Origin of the sequence: Neptuniibacter sp. QD37_6, assembly GCF_047778085.1 — a bacterium.
Lineage (GTDB): Bacteria > Pseudomonadota > Gammaproteobacteria > Pseudomonadales > Balneatricaceae > Neptuniibacter.
In genome coordinates this window covers 648,360-663,557 of the sequence record NZ_CP180550.1, presented here as the reverse complement: position 1 = coordinate 663,557, position 15,198 = coordinate 648,360, and the positions used below count along the sequence as shown (strand labels likewise).

Sequence of the window (15,198 nt, the reverse complement as noted above, 5' to 3'; positions counted from 1 at the left end):
TATCATTAACAATTAACGCTCCTTCAATTCTTTAATGTAGTTTCGAGTTTCCATAAAATATTTTTCAACTTCTAGATCAAAATTACTATCCACACCATTATCTCTAGGAGAAGAGAAAATCATAGAAAAAAACCGTTTCTTTAATAAACCCTCGCGATCAAATAGCTTAATAAACTTATATATATACCTAGAGAAAAATACAAGCCACCTCATCAAAACCCCGTCAGAAACCACATCAGATTTATTAACGATCCTATTCGGCACCTCCTTGACAGGTATATCTAAAAAACAAAACAACTCCTTATAAAAGCCTGAGCTATCTCTTTTTAAGTCATCGTAGAACAAAATCAATAATTTGTCCCTTTCTATTCTTCTTCTAATGTATGGAATATACTTTTCATAACTATAGAGCAAATCGTACCTAAATATAAATTTATTTCTACAACCCTTTGGATAACCCCTTCCCTCACTTCTATCACCTAAAAGATTCCAGCACTCCATAAAACTCGTTGAAATCTCTCTCATATTTTTTTCAACGTACTTTAATCGTTGTTTGTGCATCGAGATAGAAGCTTCAATAGGATCCCTCAATACAACAACGAACTTTGCACTTGGGTTAAAATCCAATATTTCTTCGATTGAAGTCCTGGAGTACATATTAAAAACACTAGCATCTAAACGATATTTAAAACCTTCAGAACCTAAATAAAGCCCCATATACTCGTCAACACAATTCAACGGGTAATCAGCTTTCATATCATAAAAAGTTCGGGCATCAAAAAACCTAGGTTCTTTAGTATATGGCAAAAAAACATCAGGATGCGAATTCAAAACCTCCGCAACCGCACTAGTACCAGATTTTGGTGCCCCAATTAAAAAAAGATTAGCTTTAATATCATCCACGCTCGACCACAACCACAATAACTATCAAATAGAAAGCATAACATAACGAGATTATTACAGATACATGCTCAAGAAGCTCCATAAATGGCACCGAACTAACATAAGCATTAAATACAATTAAGACATACGAAATAAAAAGGAGAATCTGCCACAACAAAACAATCCCTGTATTCTCTAGAACCTGATTAACACTTGTTAACGGCGAAACCACAAACTGTATTGCAAATAGAGGTATTATAACCCTCGCCATCTCCCCAGCAATTTGCCACCCATCACCAAAAACAAGGACAAATAGATCGACAATTATTAGGTAAAGAGTTGAAAACATAACAATAGATATTACCGCCAACGTCCCGAGCACCTTCCAGAATTTAGCCCTAAACCTTTCCTGATCTTTTACTAACACGGACAAATTCTGAAAGAATACTTGCGCAACAGCTCCACCTATAAAAGACGCCGGCGTTGCCAAAATACGCTGAACTATAAAATAGAAGCCAAGCGTACTGAGGCTATAAATAACTGGAAGACCAAATTCCAACACTTTAGACGAAGAAGTATTAAAAAAAGTAGCCGGCATCATATATCTAGGGAAACTAGAATATCTAACCGAAACTTCCCTTACCCCAGAAACACCAAGTCCATTTTTAATTTCGTAAAAATTAAAAACATTCATTATTAATCTAACATTTGAAAAAATCAGAGATACAAAGTTACCGACCACAAGCCCAATTGAACCAGCCTTCATAAAACCCAAAAGCAACTGTAGGGCAGACATTACTATAGACTTGTAAACCTTTGTTTTGGAAACATCCTTATATAATGTTTTTCGCGTATTTAAATAATTAAGTACATTATTCAGAGCTATAACCAAAACAACAAAAGGAACCAGATACAACCAATTACCTATTTCATCGCTACCCAAAAGATTCGTTATTTGCGAATTAAATACAAAAACAGGTATAAGCAATAAAAACGAAAACATCGACGCAAGTAACAAACACAAAGCTGCAACATTTATCGCATCAACATCATCCTCAGGCAATATTATTGCTAATTCATACCTACCACTAGCAATTGAACCTAATATCGAGGTCAGTGCAATAAACAATGCTAGCACACCAAATTCCTCTGGCGTATAAAGCCGAGTCAGTATCGGAGTAACCAAGATTGGTATTATTTGTGCCAGCGAGGCGCCCAACACCATTGTTATGGTATTACGCACAAACCTTGAATCAAACATTTTAATTTCTGCAATTCAGATATTGAATTTAACTTTTAAAGCCATATTATCATCAAAATTTGAATTAAATACACTTCCCCATATCAACAAAATAGCTACTACTGTAAAATTAGGTAGCCTCCTCTAATATGAATAAATGATAATAGACTATAAAGCGGCAGTAACATTGGATACTGCAATATGCATGAATTATAAGCTTACACTATACGTTCTACCACGGCTCCAGTCGAAAACACTTAAGCGCAGTTTGAAAACTAAAATTTCCTTCCTCCCGTTTATTGAAAAGAAACATAGTTACAAGATCTTGGCTATCGCCAGAAAGATTCATACTAATAAAGCCCAAGCTTTCCAAGTTGGGTTTAAATAATACTCCACCACAGTAAATATCCGATAATCCTTAATTATCCCCTACGCAATCTAAAAAAACATCTCAACTTTCATCCAAGTAAGGCGCTAATCACCGCGTCATATCCATCTTGGTCTATATAAGGATGCATAGGCAAACTAAACACTGTCTCAGCTAGCTTTTCTGAAATTGGACATCCGCCATAACATTTTCCAATAGTTTTAAATACAGCTTGCTGATGCATACAGGTACCATAATAAATAGCAGTAGGCACACCGCAGTCCTCTAATTTTGCCATTATATCAAAACGCTTCACCGAGTTTTCTGCCCGCAGCGTATATTGAGCCCAAGAACTAATATAATCCATTGGAACTTGGGGTGTTATATATTTACTAGACAATAAAGCTTCATATTGCGACGCTACGTTGTTTCGCTTAATTAGTTCATCGGGAAAAACAGCCAATTTTTCGAGCAAAATAGCAGCTTGAATTGTATCTAACCGGCTATTCATACCAATACGTACATTATCGTATTTATCCCGTCCCTTACCATGTACACGATAAGATCTAATTAGTTCAGCATATTCATCATTATCAGTAAAAACAGCACCACCATCACCGTAACAGCCCAACGGTTTCGCAGGAAAGAAGCTTGTTGTTGAGATACAGCCAAAACTACCAGCCCGCTGAGTGCCTTCACTAGTTTGAATTGCTCCACCAAACCCCTGAGCGGCGTCTTCGATGATTTGCAGATCGTATTTATCCGCAATACACTTTATTTCAGGGTAACTAGCTGGCAGTCCGAAAAGATCAACCGCCATTATAGCTTTTATATTTAATCGACCTTCTGCTTGTACCGCCTGAATTTTTCGCTCTAGATCCTGTGCACACATATTAAAAGTAGTAGCATCAGAATCAACAAAAACCGGATTAGCTTTTACAAAAGCGACAGCCTCGGCAGAGGCAAAAAAGGTAAATGAAGGCACAAACACGACATCACCTTCACCTATTTCCATTGCCATTAACGCTAAAGTTAACGCATCTGTACCATTGGCACAGGTAATTGCATGTTTTACCCCAACATAGTCAGCCAGTTGCTGTTCTAATTCCCTTACTTCCGGCCCCATAATGTATTGGCCGTGATTAAGTACAGCTTGAACACGCGCATCAATACGCACCTGCAAATGCTTATACTGTGCCTCTAGATCAATAAATTGCATTTTCTGACCACTTTTTCTTCATTAACTAGCTTGCTTACTGAGCTGACCATCTTTTAATGTATAAATATCACCTGTATGAGGACATATTGCTGTTGCATCTCCTTTCAGAGGCAGATCCAAAGCCTCACCAAATTGACTCATCCATCCAATTTGCTTAGCAGGAACCCCTACCATAAGAGCATAATTTGGCACATCGTGATTGACCACTGCTCCAGCCCCAATCAAAGCATAGGAACCTATGGTAACACCGCATACTATCGTACAGTTTGCTCCCAAAGTAGCTCCTTTCTTCACCAAAGTGTCCTTATATTCATCCTTACGGTCAATCAAAGAGCGTGGATTATAGACATTTGTAAACACCATACTTGGACCACAGAAAACCCCATCTTCTAGAAAAACGTTGTCATATACAGATACATTATTCTGGATCTTACACTTATCGCCTACAACTACCTTATTTCCAATAAAGACGTTCTGCCCAAGAGAAACTTGACTACCTATACGAGCACCCGAGCACACGTGTGTAAAATGCCATACACGCGACCCATTTCCTATCCGAGCACCGTCATCAATGATAGCACTTTCATGCTGGTAGAATTCAGACATAACTATTTAACCTTTGAAAGCAACGGGTGAGGTATTTTCGGAAGGTCAACCAACGTACTTTTTCTTAATGCCTCAACTGTTTCAATAGCAGCCCGATTCTCTTCAACGCCATAGCCATTACCCTCTAATACGCGCTTATAACTCTGAGTATGTAAATCAGTAAACCCGCCAGAGAATTCCAACTCTTCTCCTTCTATACTGATACTTCGATAAGTCAACTTCTCACCTTGAACAGCATTATCCGGCAAATGATTGGCATCAATAGACAAAAACCACCGAACTCTAGCCTTTTCGTACTCTAAATAGCCCGATGCAGTTTTTGCGTCTCTATAATGTACTTCGTTCCTCAGTATATCTCCGAATATAAAGTGAAGCATATCGTAGAAATGAACACCTATATTTGTTGCCACCCCACCAGATTTTTCATCAAAACCTTTCCAAGACTTCAAATACCACTTACCCCTAGAGGTCAAATATGTCAAATCCACATCAAATATTTTTTCCTCTGGCGCAGCCTGTACTTTTTCCTTTAAGGCTAATATTGAAGGGTGTAAACGCAGCTGTAAAATCGAGTTAACACGTGATCCATACTCTTTCTCATACTGTTTGAGAACATCCAAATCAGAAGCATTCAATACCAGAGGCTTCTCACATATAACATCTATTCCATTCTGTAAAGCAAACTTCATATGCGGAAGATGCAAATAATTTGGAGAACAAACTGCTATGTAATCCAATTTATCCCCTTTCATTTTCAAATCTTCTACAAAACCTGAAAATTGCTCAAATTCAGTAAAAAACTCTGCTTCAGGAAAATGGCTATCCATGATTCCAACCGAATCGTTAATATCCATGGCAACCACTAAATCATTACCAGTTTCCTTGATCGCCTTTAAATGGCGTGGAGCAATGTACCCAGCAGCACCGATCAAACCAAATTTTTTCATTACCAAACTCTCAAAACTATTTAAAGTCGAATATCTGAAGAATTTTTATCTAAGACATATTTAACATCGTAGAGTACATGCTTTTCTTTACCGTAAGCTCTTAATTTCTCTTCGCCCCATTCTTTATACTCAGAGTGGTCTACAGCAAGAACAATGGCATCATAAGCCCCTTGCTCTGGTTTCTCTATCAACTTAATTCCATACTCTTCTTCAACTTCAACTGCATCAGCCCAATCATCAGAAACATCAACTTGCATATTAAAGCTTTGAAGTTCAGTAATAATATCTACAATCTTAGTGTTCCGAACATCTGGGCAATCCCCTTTGAATGTAAAACCTAAAACCAGCACTCGAGCTTCATCAATATGGATTTTTTTACGACTAACAGCCTTTACAAGCTCGGTAGCAACATAGGTTCCCATACCATCATTAATTCTTCGACCAGCAAGAATAACTTCTGGTTGATAACCAACTTCTTTAGCTTTAAATGTAAGATAATAAGGGTCAACACTTATACAATGACCACCAACAAGCCCCGGTTTAAATGGTAAGAAATTCCATTTAGTACCAGCAGCATCTAGCACTTCCTGAGTATCAATTCTTAAACGATTAAAAATCTTTGCGAATTCATTAATGATCGCTATATTCAAATCACGCTGGGTGTTTTCGATCACTTTCGCAGCTTCAGCAACTTTGATCGAGCTTGCTTTATAGGTACCTGCTTCAATAATAGAGGCATACAATTGGTCTACAAAATCTGCAATTTCATCTGTAGAACCCGACGTAATTTTTTTGATTTTAGTAAGTGTATTAACCTTATCTCCTGGGTTTATACGCTCAGGACTATAGCCAGCATAAAAATCCTTATTAAACGTCAATCCACTACCACGCTCAATAATTGGAATACAAACCTCTTCTGTAGCTCCAGGATAGACAGTAGATTCAAAGACAACTATATCGCCAGCACTAATCACATTCGAAAGCATTTCAGAAGACTTTCTTAATGGATTTAAATCAGGAGAATTATTGTCATCAATAGGTGTAGGTACCGTGACAATATATATATTCGAAGCATTTAAATCATTTAGATTATCAGTGTACGACAGGTGAACAGCTTCTTTTAAATCCCCATCAGGAACTTCCAATGTAGAATCATGCCCTGCAAGCAGCTCATCAATACGCCCTCGATTGATGTCAAATCCAATTACAGATCTAGTTTTCCCAAATTCAACTGCTAAAGGGAGTCCCACATAACCTAGACCAATAATAGCGATTCTTGCTTCATTCAGCTTCATGTATCGTTCTTCCATTAAATCAATTTCTTTAAAGCTCTGATCTGTTTTGAAACAGCCAATGCGCGACCTATAAAACTAACACTATCCTGAGCCTATATAGCTCGATAATCGATAGACACCACGATCATCTCGGACACCATTTATAACGCGATAATTCTACATAGGGCTTAAATTAATATCCATTCATATTTAAGGCTTACTACTTACACCAAAATTTAAAACTTCTTGCCCAAAAGTTTCAAAAATGGACAATGAACTCAACTCCATATTTACACTAACCTTCAGGTAATACATTGAAGATTTCAACGGCTAGTCTAGACTGGAAATCAGAATCTCCCCATTCAAACCAATATGAAGATATTTACTTCAACCCCGAAGACGGTATCTCAGAAAGCTTCTATGTATTTCTAGAAGCCAATAAGTCGCCTCAATTATTTAAGGAAAGTCATGATGCATGCATTACTATTGCTGAAACAGGCTTTGGGACTGGCCTTAACTTCATCCTCACAGCTTCCGAATGGCTAAAACATTCTCCCAAACAATCAAAATTGAAGTACATATCTGTAGAGAAATTTCCGTTATCCCGCTCCGATCTGCAAAAAGCACTTAAACAGTGGCCACAATTTCAAGAAATATCTATAGCTATATTAGAGCAATACCCTTGTCCGCAAGCTGGCTACCACACCATTACAATTAATCATAGTCATATCGAACTTTTACTCATGTTCGGTGATGCTGCCGAATCTTACTCTCGCCTTAACGCCAAAGTAGATGCATGGTACCTCGATGGCTTCGCTCCCTCTAAAAACCCGGATATGTGGTCACCAGAGCTATTCCGTGAGATAGCCCGTTTAAGCAAACCAGGCACTACCTTTTCTACATTCACAGCGGCAGGTATTGTGAAACGCGGCTTAAGGGATGTTGGGTTTGACGTTCGAAAACAGAAAGGGTTTGGGCGCAAGCGCGAAATGTTGGTCGGTACCTTTGTTGAGAACCAAGCCCCTAAGACGATTGATAAGCCTTGGTTTGAATTGCCAGCATCTGCAAAACCTAAAGGGGTCACGATTATTGGTGGCGGCCTGTCAGGTTGCTTAACTGCGCAAGCCTTAGCCGAGCGAGGCGTTAAAGTTACGCTGCTCGAACAAGAAAATCAGTTAGCGACTGGCGGATCTGGTAACCCACAGGGTGCTTTGTACGCAAAACTTCCAGTCAAGCAAACAACTCAGGGCGAGCTACATCTGAGCGGCTTTCTATACAGTGTTAATATGCTTAAGCGCTTAGATCCAGAAGAATCCTTTTGGTCTCAATGTGGGGTTATGCAGTTAGCAACGAGTGATAAAGAACTCGCTCGTCAAAATAACCTGATAGAACAAGAAACTTATCCACAAGAGCTTGTTTCTCTTAAAGGCGCAGAAGAATTATCTGAGATCGCCAACACATCCGTTAATTTTGATGGTTTGTTTTTCCCCTCTGCAGGTTGGGTTTCGCCACGAGCACTGTGCGAACATTTTGTCGATCATCCGAATATCTCGGTAGTGCAACAGCAGGTAAATGATTTATCTTTTGCTGAAGGTCATTGGCAGTTAGCAACAAAAAGCGGAGAGTTCTTATCGGCTAGTCACGTTGTGATCTGTAATGCTGAGATGGCGAACCAGTTTAACCAAACAGATCATCTCCCTCTTAAAACCATCCGAGGCCAGGTATCCATTACTCAAGCTAAAGCAACAAACAACCAGTTAAACAGTGTCGTTTGCGGTGATGGTTATATCTCGCCAGCGCATAACCAACAGTATTGTTTTGGCGCGACTTATGATCTTCAGGGTAAAGAGCGCAATGTTACACAAGATGACCATGAATCTAATCTAGAAAAGTTAAGTAAGGTTCTACCCGACATACATGCTGATTTAGCTGCAGAATCTAATGACCTACAAGGACGCACAGCATTCCGCTGCAGCACGCCAGATTACATGCCGATTGTGGGTCCTGCACCGGTGCAAGATCAATTTATTGAAACCTTCGCACAACTAAGAAAAGATCGAAAATGGCACTTTGAGAATGCAAAAGCAGAGCATCACCCTAATCTCTACGTCAATACAGGTCATGGTTCTAAAGGGTTAATTACCTGCCCTATTTCAGCAGAACTATTAGCCTCGATGATATGCGATGAGCCCCTTCCTCTACCCAAAGATGTCATTGATGCCATTAACCCAGCCCGCTTTATCATTAAGAAGTTGATAAAACAGACGATATAATAGGTTATAGCTGGAGTTGCATAACATGCAGCTTCAGTTTTATATTTGATTTATCCCTGTTTGGCTGGAGTAACTATGGCACTTTACGTATACGATCAAGGTTATCGAATACAAACACCTAAAGAGTCTCTCTTTAGGGAGAAAGGTGTTGATTCTCTAAAACACAGCCGCCACAGCCACCGTAGCGCAGATATGGAAGATCGTCTCCATGCCGACGGTGAAAAATTTGTTATCCCGGGGCCTCAAAAAGGCCCAGAAAATAATGACAACGCCAGCCGTGCTTATGCCTCTAATACCGCCGATAGCCATGCTGAACCTGACAGCCCGCAGTTGACGGTCTCTAGAATTATGGTTTCGCCGGTACATAGTGTGACACCAAGCACCCCCATCAGCAGCACTTGGAAACGAATGGATTCTCTGGAAATCAATCACTTGGTGGTGATGGAAGAGGATCAACGTCCATTAGGGCTTATTCACAAAACAGATCTTATTGCTGCAGGAACAGATTCTATCTCTCCTGTCCGATCTTTATGCACTAAAAAGCTAACGGCAGCGACACCTGAAACTATGGTTCAAGATGTCGCAATGAATTTTATAGAGAATGGCATCAATGCAGTTCCAGTGGTTGATGATCAAGACCAGGTTGTTGGCATCGTCTGTAGAACAGACCTTTTGCGCTTACTGGTCAGTGGCCCTCATTTGGAGAGATGGGTTTAGGGCGTTGTGGTGGATGCGATGATAGCTCCTTAGGCTCCTCTTTATTACCGCCGAACAACCCAGCAATAAATCTAAATACCTTTTTCACACCACGCCAGATCTTTGGAAGCAGCCATACCAACAGCAATATAAAGATTACCAAGCCAGCTAAGAACCAAATAGGGTGGTTAAGTGCAGCCCACAGGCCACCTAACACCAGCAGGTCTTCACTAATTGAAGCGGTCCAATTGGTCACAGGCTCTGGTGAAGTATTAATTAGTACGCGCCCACCCGCTTTCGCCGCATGACTTCCTGCTGCTAATGTGCCACCAGCCAAAGCTGCAGCCAGCTCTACTGCTGGCGTTACGTCGCCTACTGCACTGGCAGCTAAAGCCGCGCCTGCGGGGATTCGAATAAAGGTGTGTAATGTATCCCAGCCAGTGTCGACACCAGGTACTTTATCGGCAAAAAACTCGACAAAATACATAGCCCCAGCAGCCATCAATACTAGCGGATCACTGACAATCTGTAACTCTTCTGGTAAGGCTATATGCCCCATATTATTGAGCATGCCTAACATTAGGACAGTAGCGTATAAGTTAATACCACTTGCCCAACCAACCCCCATCGTCAGTGCTACTAAACTGACAATTTGTTCTAACTGATCCATATAAGTACCTCGCTGATTATCCAAGGCCTTACAGATCGAATAGAAAGGCCCAGCGCTACAATGTGTCTTTAGATACTATATTACAAAGGCCTGTACTCTCGCTGAACAAGATAACGACCTGCCCTGATTGCAAGAGAGATTTTACTTGGGCGACTTTATCGGAGAGAGAGAACTCATATTCACCATAGTCAGTACCATCACGGCTGACAAATTCTTCGATCAATGCAGTGAGTGTACCTGGTTCAAGTTCTTGATAGGGGATGATCATAAAGGTGGGACTACCAGATCTTCAACTTACTAAACCAGCTTTCTCCCTGCCAACGGTCTTTACATCCGTGCAGTTCACGCTGCCAACGATCATATCTTTGCTGAATACCACGCGCTTGCTGAGTAAGTTCTGGATACTTAGTTGAATCAAAACGGTGATAACCACCATGACCTAACCGAAGTGCTAAGTAGTGACCTGCCGCATTATCCCAAGCAAGACCATTACGGCTCACGCTCTGCTGTGTAAACCAACCAACAAAATGAACAGCATCTTCAACCTCTGTAGGCTCAGCATCCCAACGCTCACTACGGATACGAAATTCATCCCAATCTGCAGCACGAGGTCGAACGTGTTTTTTATCTAGCTCAGTTAAAGGCAGTTCAAGCATAGCTAGAGTTAAAGCCAGAGGAGTACCGTATTTTTGCTGAACATTAACAGCCGGCTCAATCCAATCATCAGTGTCATCTAACTCATCACAGATCATCAGAGCTGGCTTAGTGGTAGCCCCACCAAAGCAACCAGAAAGAAGCAATGAAATGATAAGCACACCATAAGCTTTATGATTGAACCGAATTAGCATTACAGATTCACTCCATGCTCAGCTAGAAAGTTAACAAACTCATCTTCATCCATCGTAGTGATGTTTAACTCGTTTGCCTTTTTAAGTTTTGAGCCAGCACCCGGCCCAGCCACTACACAATCAGTTTTTGCAGAGACACTGCCAGCCACTTTGGCGCCTAAAGCCAACAAGTGATTTTTCGCATCACTACGCCCCATACGCTCCAACTTACCCGTCAGAACCCATGTTTTACCCTGCAAGACTAACTCATCTTCAGACGGTTTTTCTATCGCTTCCCAAGAAATACCAGCCTCATTAATCAAAGCATCGATAACTTCGCGGTTATGTTCCTGTGCAAAAAACTGAGTAATATGCTTCGCTACAATCGGCCCTACATCAGGTACATCGATAAGCTCTTCTTCAGATGCTGACATCAAAGTATCTAGCTTGCCAAAATGATGCGCTAACGCCCGAGCAGTTGCCTCACCTACCTCACGAATACCCAAAGCGTATAGGAAACGCGGCAATTGTGTATTACGGCTGTTGTTAATCGCATTAATCAGATTCTCGGCAGACTTGGGCCCCATTCTCTCAAGCTTAGCGATCTCCGCTTGATCCAATGTAAATAAGCCCGCTGGATTATGTAACATATCCAGATCGACTAGCATTTCGATTAACTTATCACCTAAGCCATCGATATCCATCGCCTTGCGGGATACAAAGTGCTTTAGCGCCTCTTTTCGTTGTGCAGCACAATACAAACCACCCGTACAACGAACAACTGCTTCCCCCTCTTGCCGCTCTACAGCCGAATCGCATATGGGACAAGATTTAGGAAACTCTACCGCTTCTGCTTCGGGTAACCTTCTATCATGTAACACTCGAACAACTTGAGGAATCACATCGCCAGCACGACGAATGATCACCGTATCACCTGCCCGCACATCAAGACGTTCAATCTCATCCATATTGTGTAAAGTGGCGTTAGAAACCGTCACACCACCCACGAAAACAGGCTCTAGACGAGCCACAGGGGTAACCGCACCTGTACGACCAACCTGGAATTCAATTGCACGAATTGTTGTCATCTCTTCTTGAGCAGGAAATTTATGCGCTATTGCCCAGCGCGGCGCGCGTGATACAAAGCCCAACGCCTTTTGCTGCTCAAGGTTATTCACCTTAAAAACGACACCATCGATCTCGTAAGGAAGCGAATCACGCAGCTCAGAGACTTTTTGATAGTACGTCATACAACCATCAACACCATCGACAACATCCAACAATGGATTAAGTTTAAAGCCCCACTCTTTTAGCTGGGTCAGTATGGCGGCATGCTCAGAAGCCAACTCACCGCCAGAAACAATACCAACACTATAACTACACATCTCTAGGGGTCGAGATACGGTAATCTTAGGGTCTAACTGACGTAGGCTCCCCGCTGCAGCATTACGTGGATTTACAAATGGCTTTTGTCCCGATGCAACTGCACGTTGATTTAGCAGCTCGAAACCCGCTTTCGGCATGTAGATTTCACCACGGACTTCTATGCGCTCTGGGTAACCACTGCCTGTTAGTTTTAAAGGAATCGTAGGAATAGTACGTACATTCAGGGTGATATCTTCACCCGTCGTGCCATCACCGCGCGTTGCTCCACGAACAAGCAAACCATTTTCATAGAGTAAACTGACGGCAATACCATCTAATTTTGGCTCACAAGCATATTGTATAGATCCACCACCTTGCTGATCTAAACGCTCAACCACTCTACGATTGAACTCTTGCATATCATCTTCATTGAAGGCGTTATCCAAAGAGAGCATCGGCAATTCATGTGCAATTTGGCTAAAGGCCGATAGAGGCTGCCCACCAACCCTTTGAGTCGGTGAATCAGATGTTATTAGCTCAGGATTTTCTCTCTCTAACTTTTTCAACTCATGGAAAAGTCGATCATACTCAGCGTCCGGAACCTCTGGATCGTCCAAAACATAGTAACGATAATTATGTTGGTTTAGCTGCTCACGCAGAGATTCGATCTGTTCTTGTATAGACACGGTAAGACTCAATAAGCGGTATAGAGAGAAGAAAGCGTGGCTTAACGGCCACGCTTTTTAAGAGTTTTCATTTCAAAATCGCGAACACGCTGCCGGTAGTGTTCCATCGTCTGGCTTCGTAGTACAGATCGGTTTTCATCCAGCATCTCGCCACCAAGATGCTTCGCTACAGTTTCTGCAGTAGCCAACATACACTCAAAGGCATCCATGACATCTTGCGGTTCTTCCATAGACATAAAGAACATCACCGCTTTTGTCGTAAGTGATTCAGGGTTCCCTTGAACGAAGGTACCTGGTGGAAGTGCATTTGCCATGCTGAACTGTACAGGGCTAATACCCGAAGCTTTTTCGAAACGGTGATAGATATCCATTTCGCCAAAGTTCATACCGCAAGCATCAACTATTTTCTGCAATACAGGACCGTTAAACTGCGGCTGCTCTTTGGCAATTACAGAGATCACCAGAACATTCTCAGGATCAGGATCTTTCTCTAGAGGCTTCCGCTGTACACCTGCAGGCGCTACAACTGACTCTGGCTCTGGCTCTGGCTGAACATCGGAAATAACTTCAACTTGCTCAACCATAGCATCTGGTTCTGGCGAAGATTCTACTTCTTCACGCAGATACTCAGGCTCCATTGTTTTTTCATAACTGGCATCTTTAGTTTCAGCCTCTTCAACTTGAACCTCTTGAGCCTCAGCTGTTGGGGCTTTTGAAATAGTCTCTGCAACTGAAAGCTCGGAGCAATCATTATCTAACGCCGAACCTAGGGTTAGGTTGGCATATGGATCCTCTTCGGCATGACCAAAATCGAAGCCTGTTTGTGGATCATCTTCAACGACTGAGGGAGTGCTGTTCTCAACACCTTTAAGGTCCAACTGAGGGAAAGCTTCAGATTCCTGTTCGCTTTCATGGATATGCTCTTTTTCATCAAGCTCATCCATAAGAAGAGTAACAGGCTTTTCGAAGTCAATCTCTTGAACAGACTCAGCTACTGCTGCAATTACTGGCTCTGGCTCTGGCTCTGGCTCTGGCTCTGCAAAGTTCTCGATCGGCTGTTCAATTTCAATAGAGGGCTCTATTCGAATTTCTTCTTCAACTACTTCTGTTAATTCCAGTTCAGTTTCGGTCCCTGCCTGAAGCGTTTCGTACTCATTGATTTGAGTGTTCGTTACTTCAACATCATTATGTTCTTCAGTATCAACACTTGGAACTTCTGCGATTTCATCAGAAAGCTCAGCATAGGACTGAGACGCTTGCTCTGATTCCTGAGCAATTTCAACTTCAGATTCTGGCTGCACAGTCTCTTCGACTGCTTCAGGTGCTAACGCAACTATCGACTGCTCTTGCAGAACTTCATCCTCATGATATGGTGCAGTTGCGTCTTTGATTTCAACAGTATTTTGCTCAAAACCGTCATCCGCTGTAACCACAGGAACTTCTTCATCAGTAACTTCCTGGTAAGACTGAAGTTCTGGTTCTGGTTCTGGTTCTGGTTCTGGTTCTGGTTCTGGTTCTGGTTCTGGTTCTGGTTCTGGTTCTGGAATAGTTTGTTCTACTACGCGAGCAGGACCCAACACCCCTTCATCCATAGCATAATCGGAGACTTCAGGTTTTGTTTCTTCCGCTTCTTTTGGAAGTGGTTCATCCATTACAGGGATGTCGTCAACAGTTAACGTCGGCTCAACTGTAACCTTACGTGCACTACCAACAATACCGTCATCAATATCTAGATTATCATCCCAAACCGGGGCTATAGGCTCTTCTTTTTTAACAGTTTTTTCTTCTGCTAGCGGCTGCATTTCTTGTGCATCCATTCCACTTGTTACAGAAGAGTTTTGAGTCTCAACAGAGGGAGAATCACCGTCTAAATTTGGACGGTAATTAGAGAAAAGTGGGTCATCATCTAACGCGACCTTGCGGGCACCACCTGACGGTAACTCTGGATTAAATGAGTCATCTCCCTCTGGAAGATCAACAAAGTTTTTGTCGATGTTCATCTTTAGGCGATTACGCCCAATTTGCATACGACGCCAACCATCCAAAACAATCAGTAGGATTAAAACAACCCCACCGATTATTAACCATTCACGCAGAGTGATTTCCATGTGCTTAGTCGCGACCTTATCTTAAAAAAAACGGTAAT

At 41.7% G+C, this 15,198-nt stretch carries 13 protein-coding genes; 2 read left to right on the top strand and 11 right to left on the bottom strand.

What is annotated here, in order from left to right:
• Window positions 1-12: 12 nt before the first annotated feature.
• From ACMXYO_RS02915 to tviB, 6 genes are all read right to left on the bottom strand, one after another.
• Window positions 13-903, bottom strand: coding sequence for a sulfotransferase family protein (locus ACMXYO_RS02915; RefSeq protein WP_415886962.1), 891 nt, complete (start codon window positions 901-903; stop codon window positions 13-15).
• Window positions 896-2,143 (bottom strand): oligosaccharide flippase family protein, encoded by a 1,248-nt coding sequence (locus tag ACMXYO_RS02910; protein ID WP_415886961.1) that lies wholly within the window; start codon window positions 2,141-2,143, stop codon window positions 896-898. Before ACMXYO_RS02910 ends, ACMXYO_RS02915 begins: the two co-directional genes overlap by 8 nt.
• Before the next feature lie 437 nt (window positions 2,144-2,580).
• On the bottom strand, window positions 2,581-3,708 hold the full coding sequence (locus tag ACMXYO_RS02905; RefSeq protein ID WP_415886960.1) for a DegT/DnrJ/EryC1/StrS family aminotransferase: 1,128 nt from the start codon (window positions 3,706-3,708) through the stop codon (window positions 2,581-2,583).
• Between the two features lie 21 nt (window positions 3,709-3,729).
• On the bottom strand, window positions 3,730-4,314 hold the full coding sequence (locus tag ACMXYO_RS02900) for an acyltransferase (RefSeq protein WP_415886958.1): 585 nt from the start codon (window positions 4,312-4,314) through the stop codon (window positions 3,730-3,732).
• Between the two features lie 2 nt (window positions 4,315-4,316).
• Complete coding sequence (locus tag ACMXYO_RS02895; protein WP_415886957.1) at window positions 4,317-5,261, bottom strand: Gfo/Idh/MocA family protein; 945 nt, start codon at window positions 5,259-5,261, stop codon at window positions 4,317-4,319.
• Window positions 5,262-5,281: 20 nt separating this feature from the next.
• The gene (gene tviB / locus ACMXYO_RS02890; protein WP_415886956.1) at window positions 5,282-6,556 is read right to left on the bottom strand and encodes a Vi polysaccharide biosynthesis UDP-N-acetylglucosamine C-6 dehydrogenase TviB; all 1,275 of its coding nucleotides are present in this window, start codon (window positions 6,554-6,556) and stop codon (window positions 5,282-5,284) included.
• A gap of 293 nt (window positions 6,557-6,849) precedes the next feature.
• On the opposite strand from tviB, the gene mnmC reads away from it, so the two are divergent.
• Both mnmC and ACMXYO_RS02880 read left to right on the top strand, forming a co-directional pair.
• Window positions 6,850-8,808: a bifunctional tRNA (5-methylaminomethyl-2-thiouridine)(34)-methyltransferase MnmD/FAD-dependent 5-carboxymethylaminomethyl-2-thiouridine(34) oxidoreductase MnmC gene (gene mnmC / locus ACMXYO_RS02885; RefSeq protein WP_415886954.1), complete on the top strand. Its 1,959-nt coding sequence runs from the start codon at window positions 6,850-6,852 to the stop codon at window positions 8,806-8,808.
• 75 nt (window positions 8,809-8,883) lie between these two features.
• The gene (locus ACMXYO_RS02880) at window positions 8,884-9,525 is read left to right on the top strand and encodes an HPP family protein (protein WP_415886953.1); all 642 of its coding nucleotides are present in this window, start codon (window positions 8,884-8,886) and stop codon (window positions 9,523-9,525) included.
• Here ACMXYO_RS02880 and ACMXYO_RS02875 read toward each other — a convergent pair.
• From ACMXYO_RS02875 to zipA, 5 genes are read right to left on the bottom strand one after another with little or no spacing between them, the layout of a single operon-like run.
• Window positions 9,494-10,174 (bottom strand): DUF4126 domain-containing protein, encoded by a 681-nt coding sequence (locus ACMXYO_RS02875; protein ID WP_415883458.1) that lies wholly within the window; start codon window positions 10,172-10,174, stop codon window positions 9,494-9,496. The genes ACMXYO_RS02880 and ACMXYO_RS02875 overlap by 32 nt on opposite strands.
• 55 nt (window positions 10,175-10,229) lie before the next feature.
• Window positions 10,230-10,442 carry a YheU family protein gene (locus ACMXYO_RS02870; protein ID WP_415883457.1) on the bottom strand — a complete coding sequence of 71 codons (213 nt, stop codon included), beginning with the start codon at window positions 10,440-10,442 and terminating at the stop codon, window positions 10,230-10,232.
• A gap of 10 nt (window positions 10,443-10,452) precedes the next feature.
• A complete protein-coding gene (locus tag ACMXYO_RS02865; protein WP_415886952.1) occupies window positions 10,453-11,022 on the bottom strand; it encodes a hypothetical protein in 570 nt (189 codons plus the stop codon).
• Window positions 11,022-13,052, bottom strand: a complete 2,031-nt coding sequence (gene ligA / locus ACMXYO_RS02860; protein WP_415886950.1) for an NAD-dependent DNA ligase LigA — start codon at window positions 13,050-13,052, stop codon at window positions 11,022-11,024. The genes ACMXYO_RS02865 and ligA overlap by 1 nt, the downstream gene beginning before the upstream one ends.
• A gap of 41 nt (window positions 13,053-13,093) precedes the next feature.
• Window positions 13,094-15,160 (bottom strand): cell division protein ZipA, encoded by a 2,067-nt coding sequence (gene zipA, locus ACMXYO_RS02855; protein WP_415886949.1) that lies wholly within the window; start codon window positions 15,158-15,160, stop codon window positions 13,094-13,096.
• Between the last annotated feature and the right edge of the window lie 38 nt (window positions 15,161-15,198).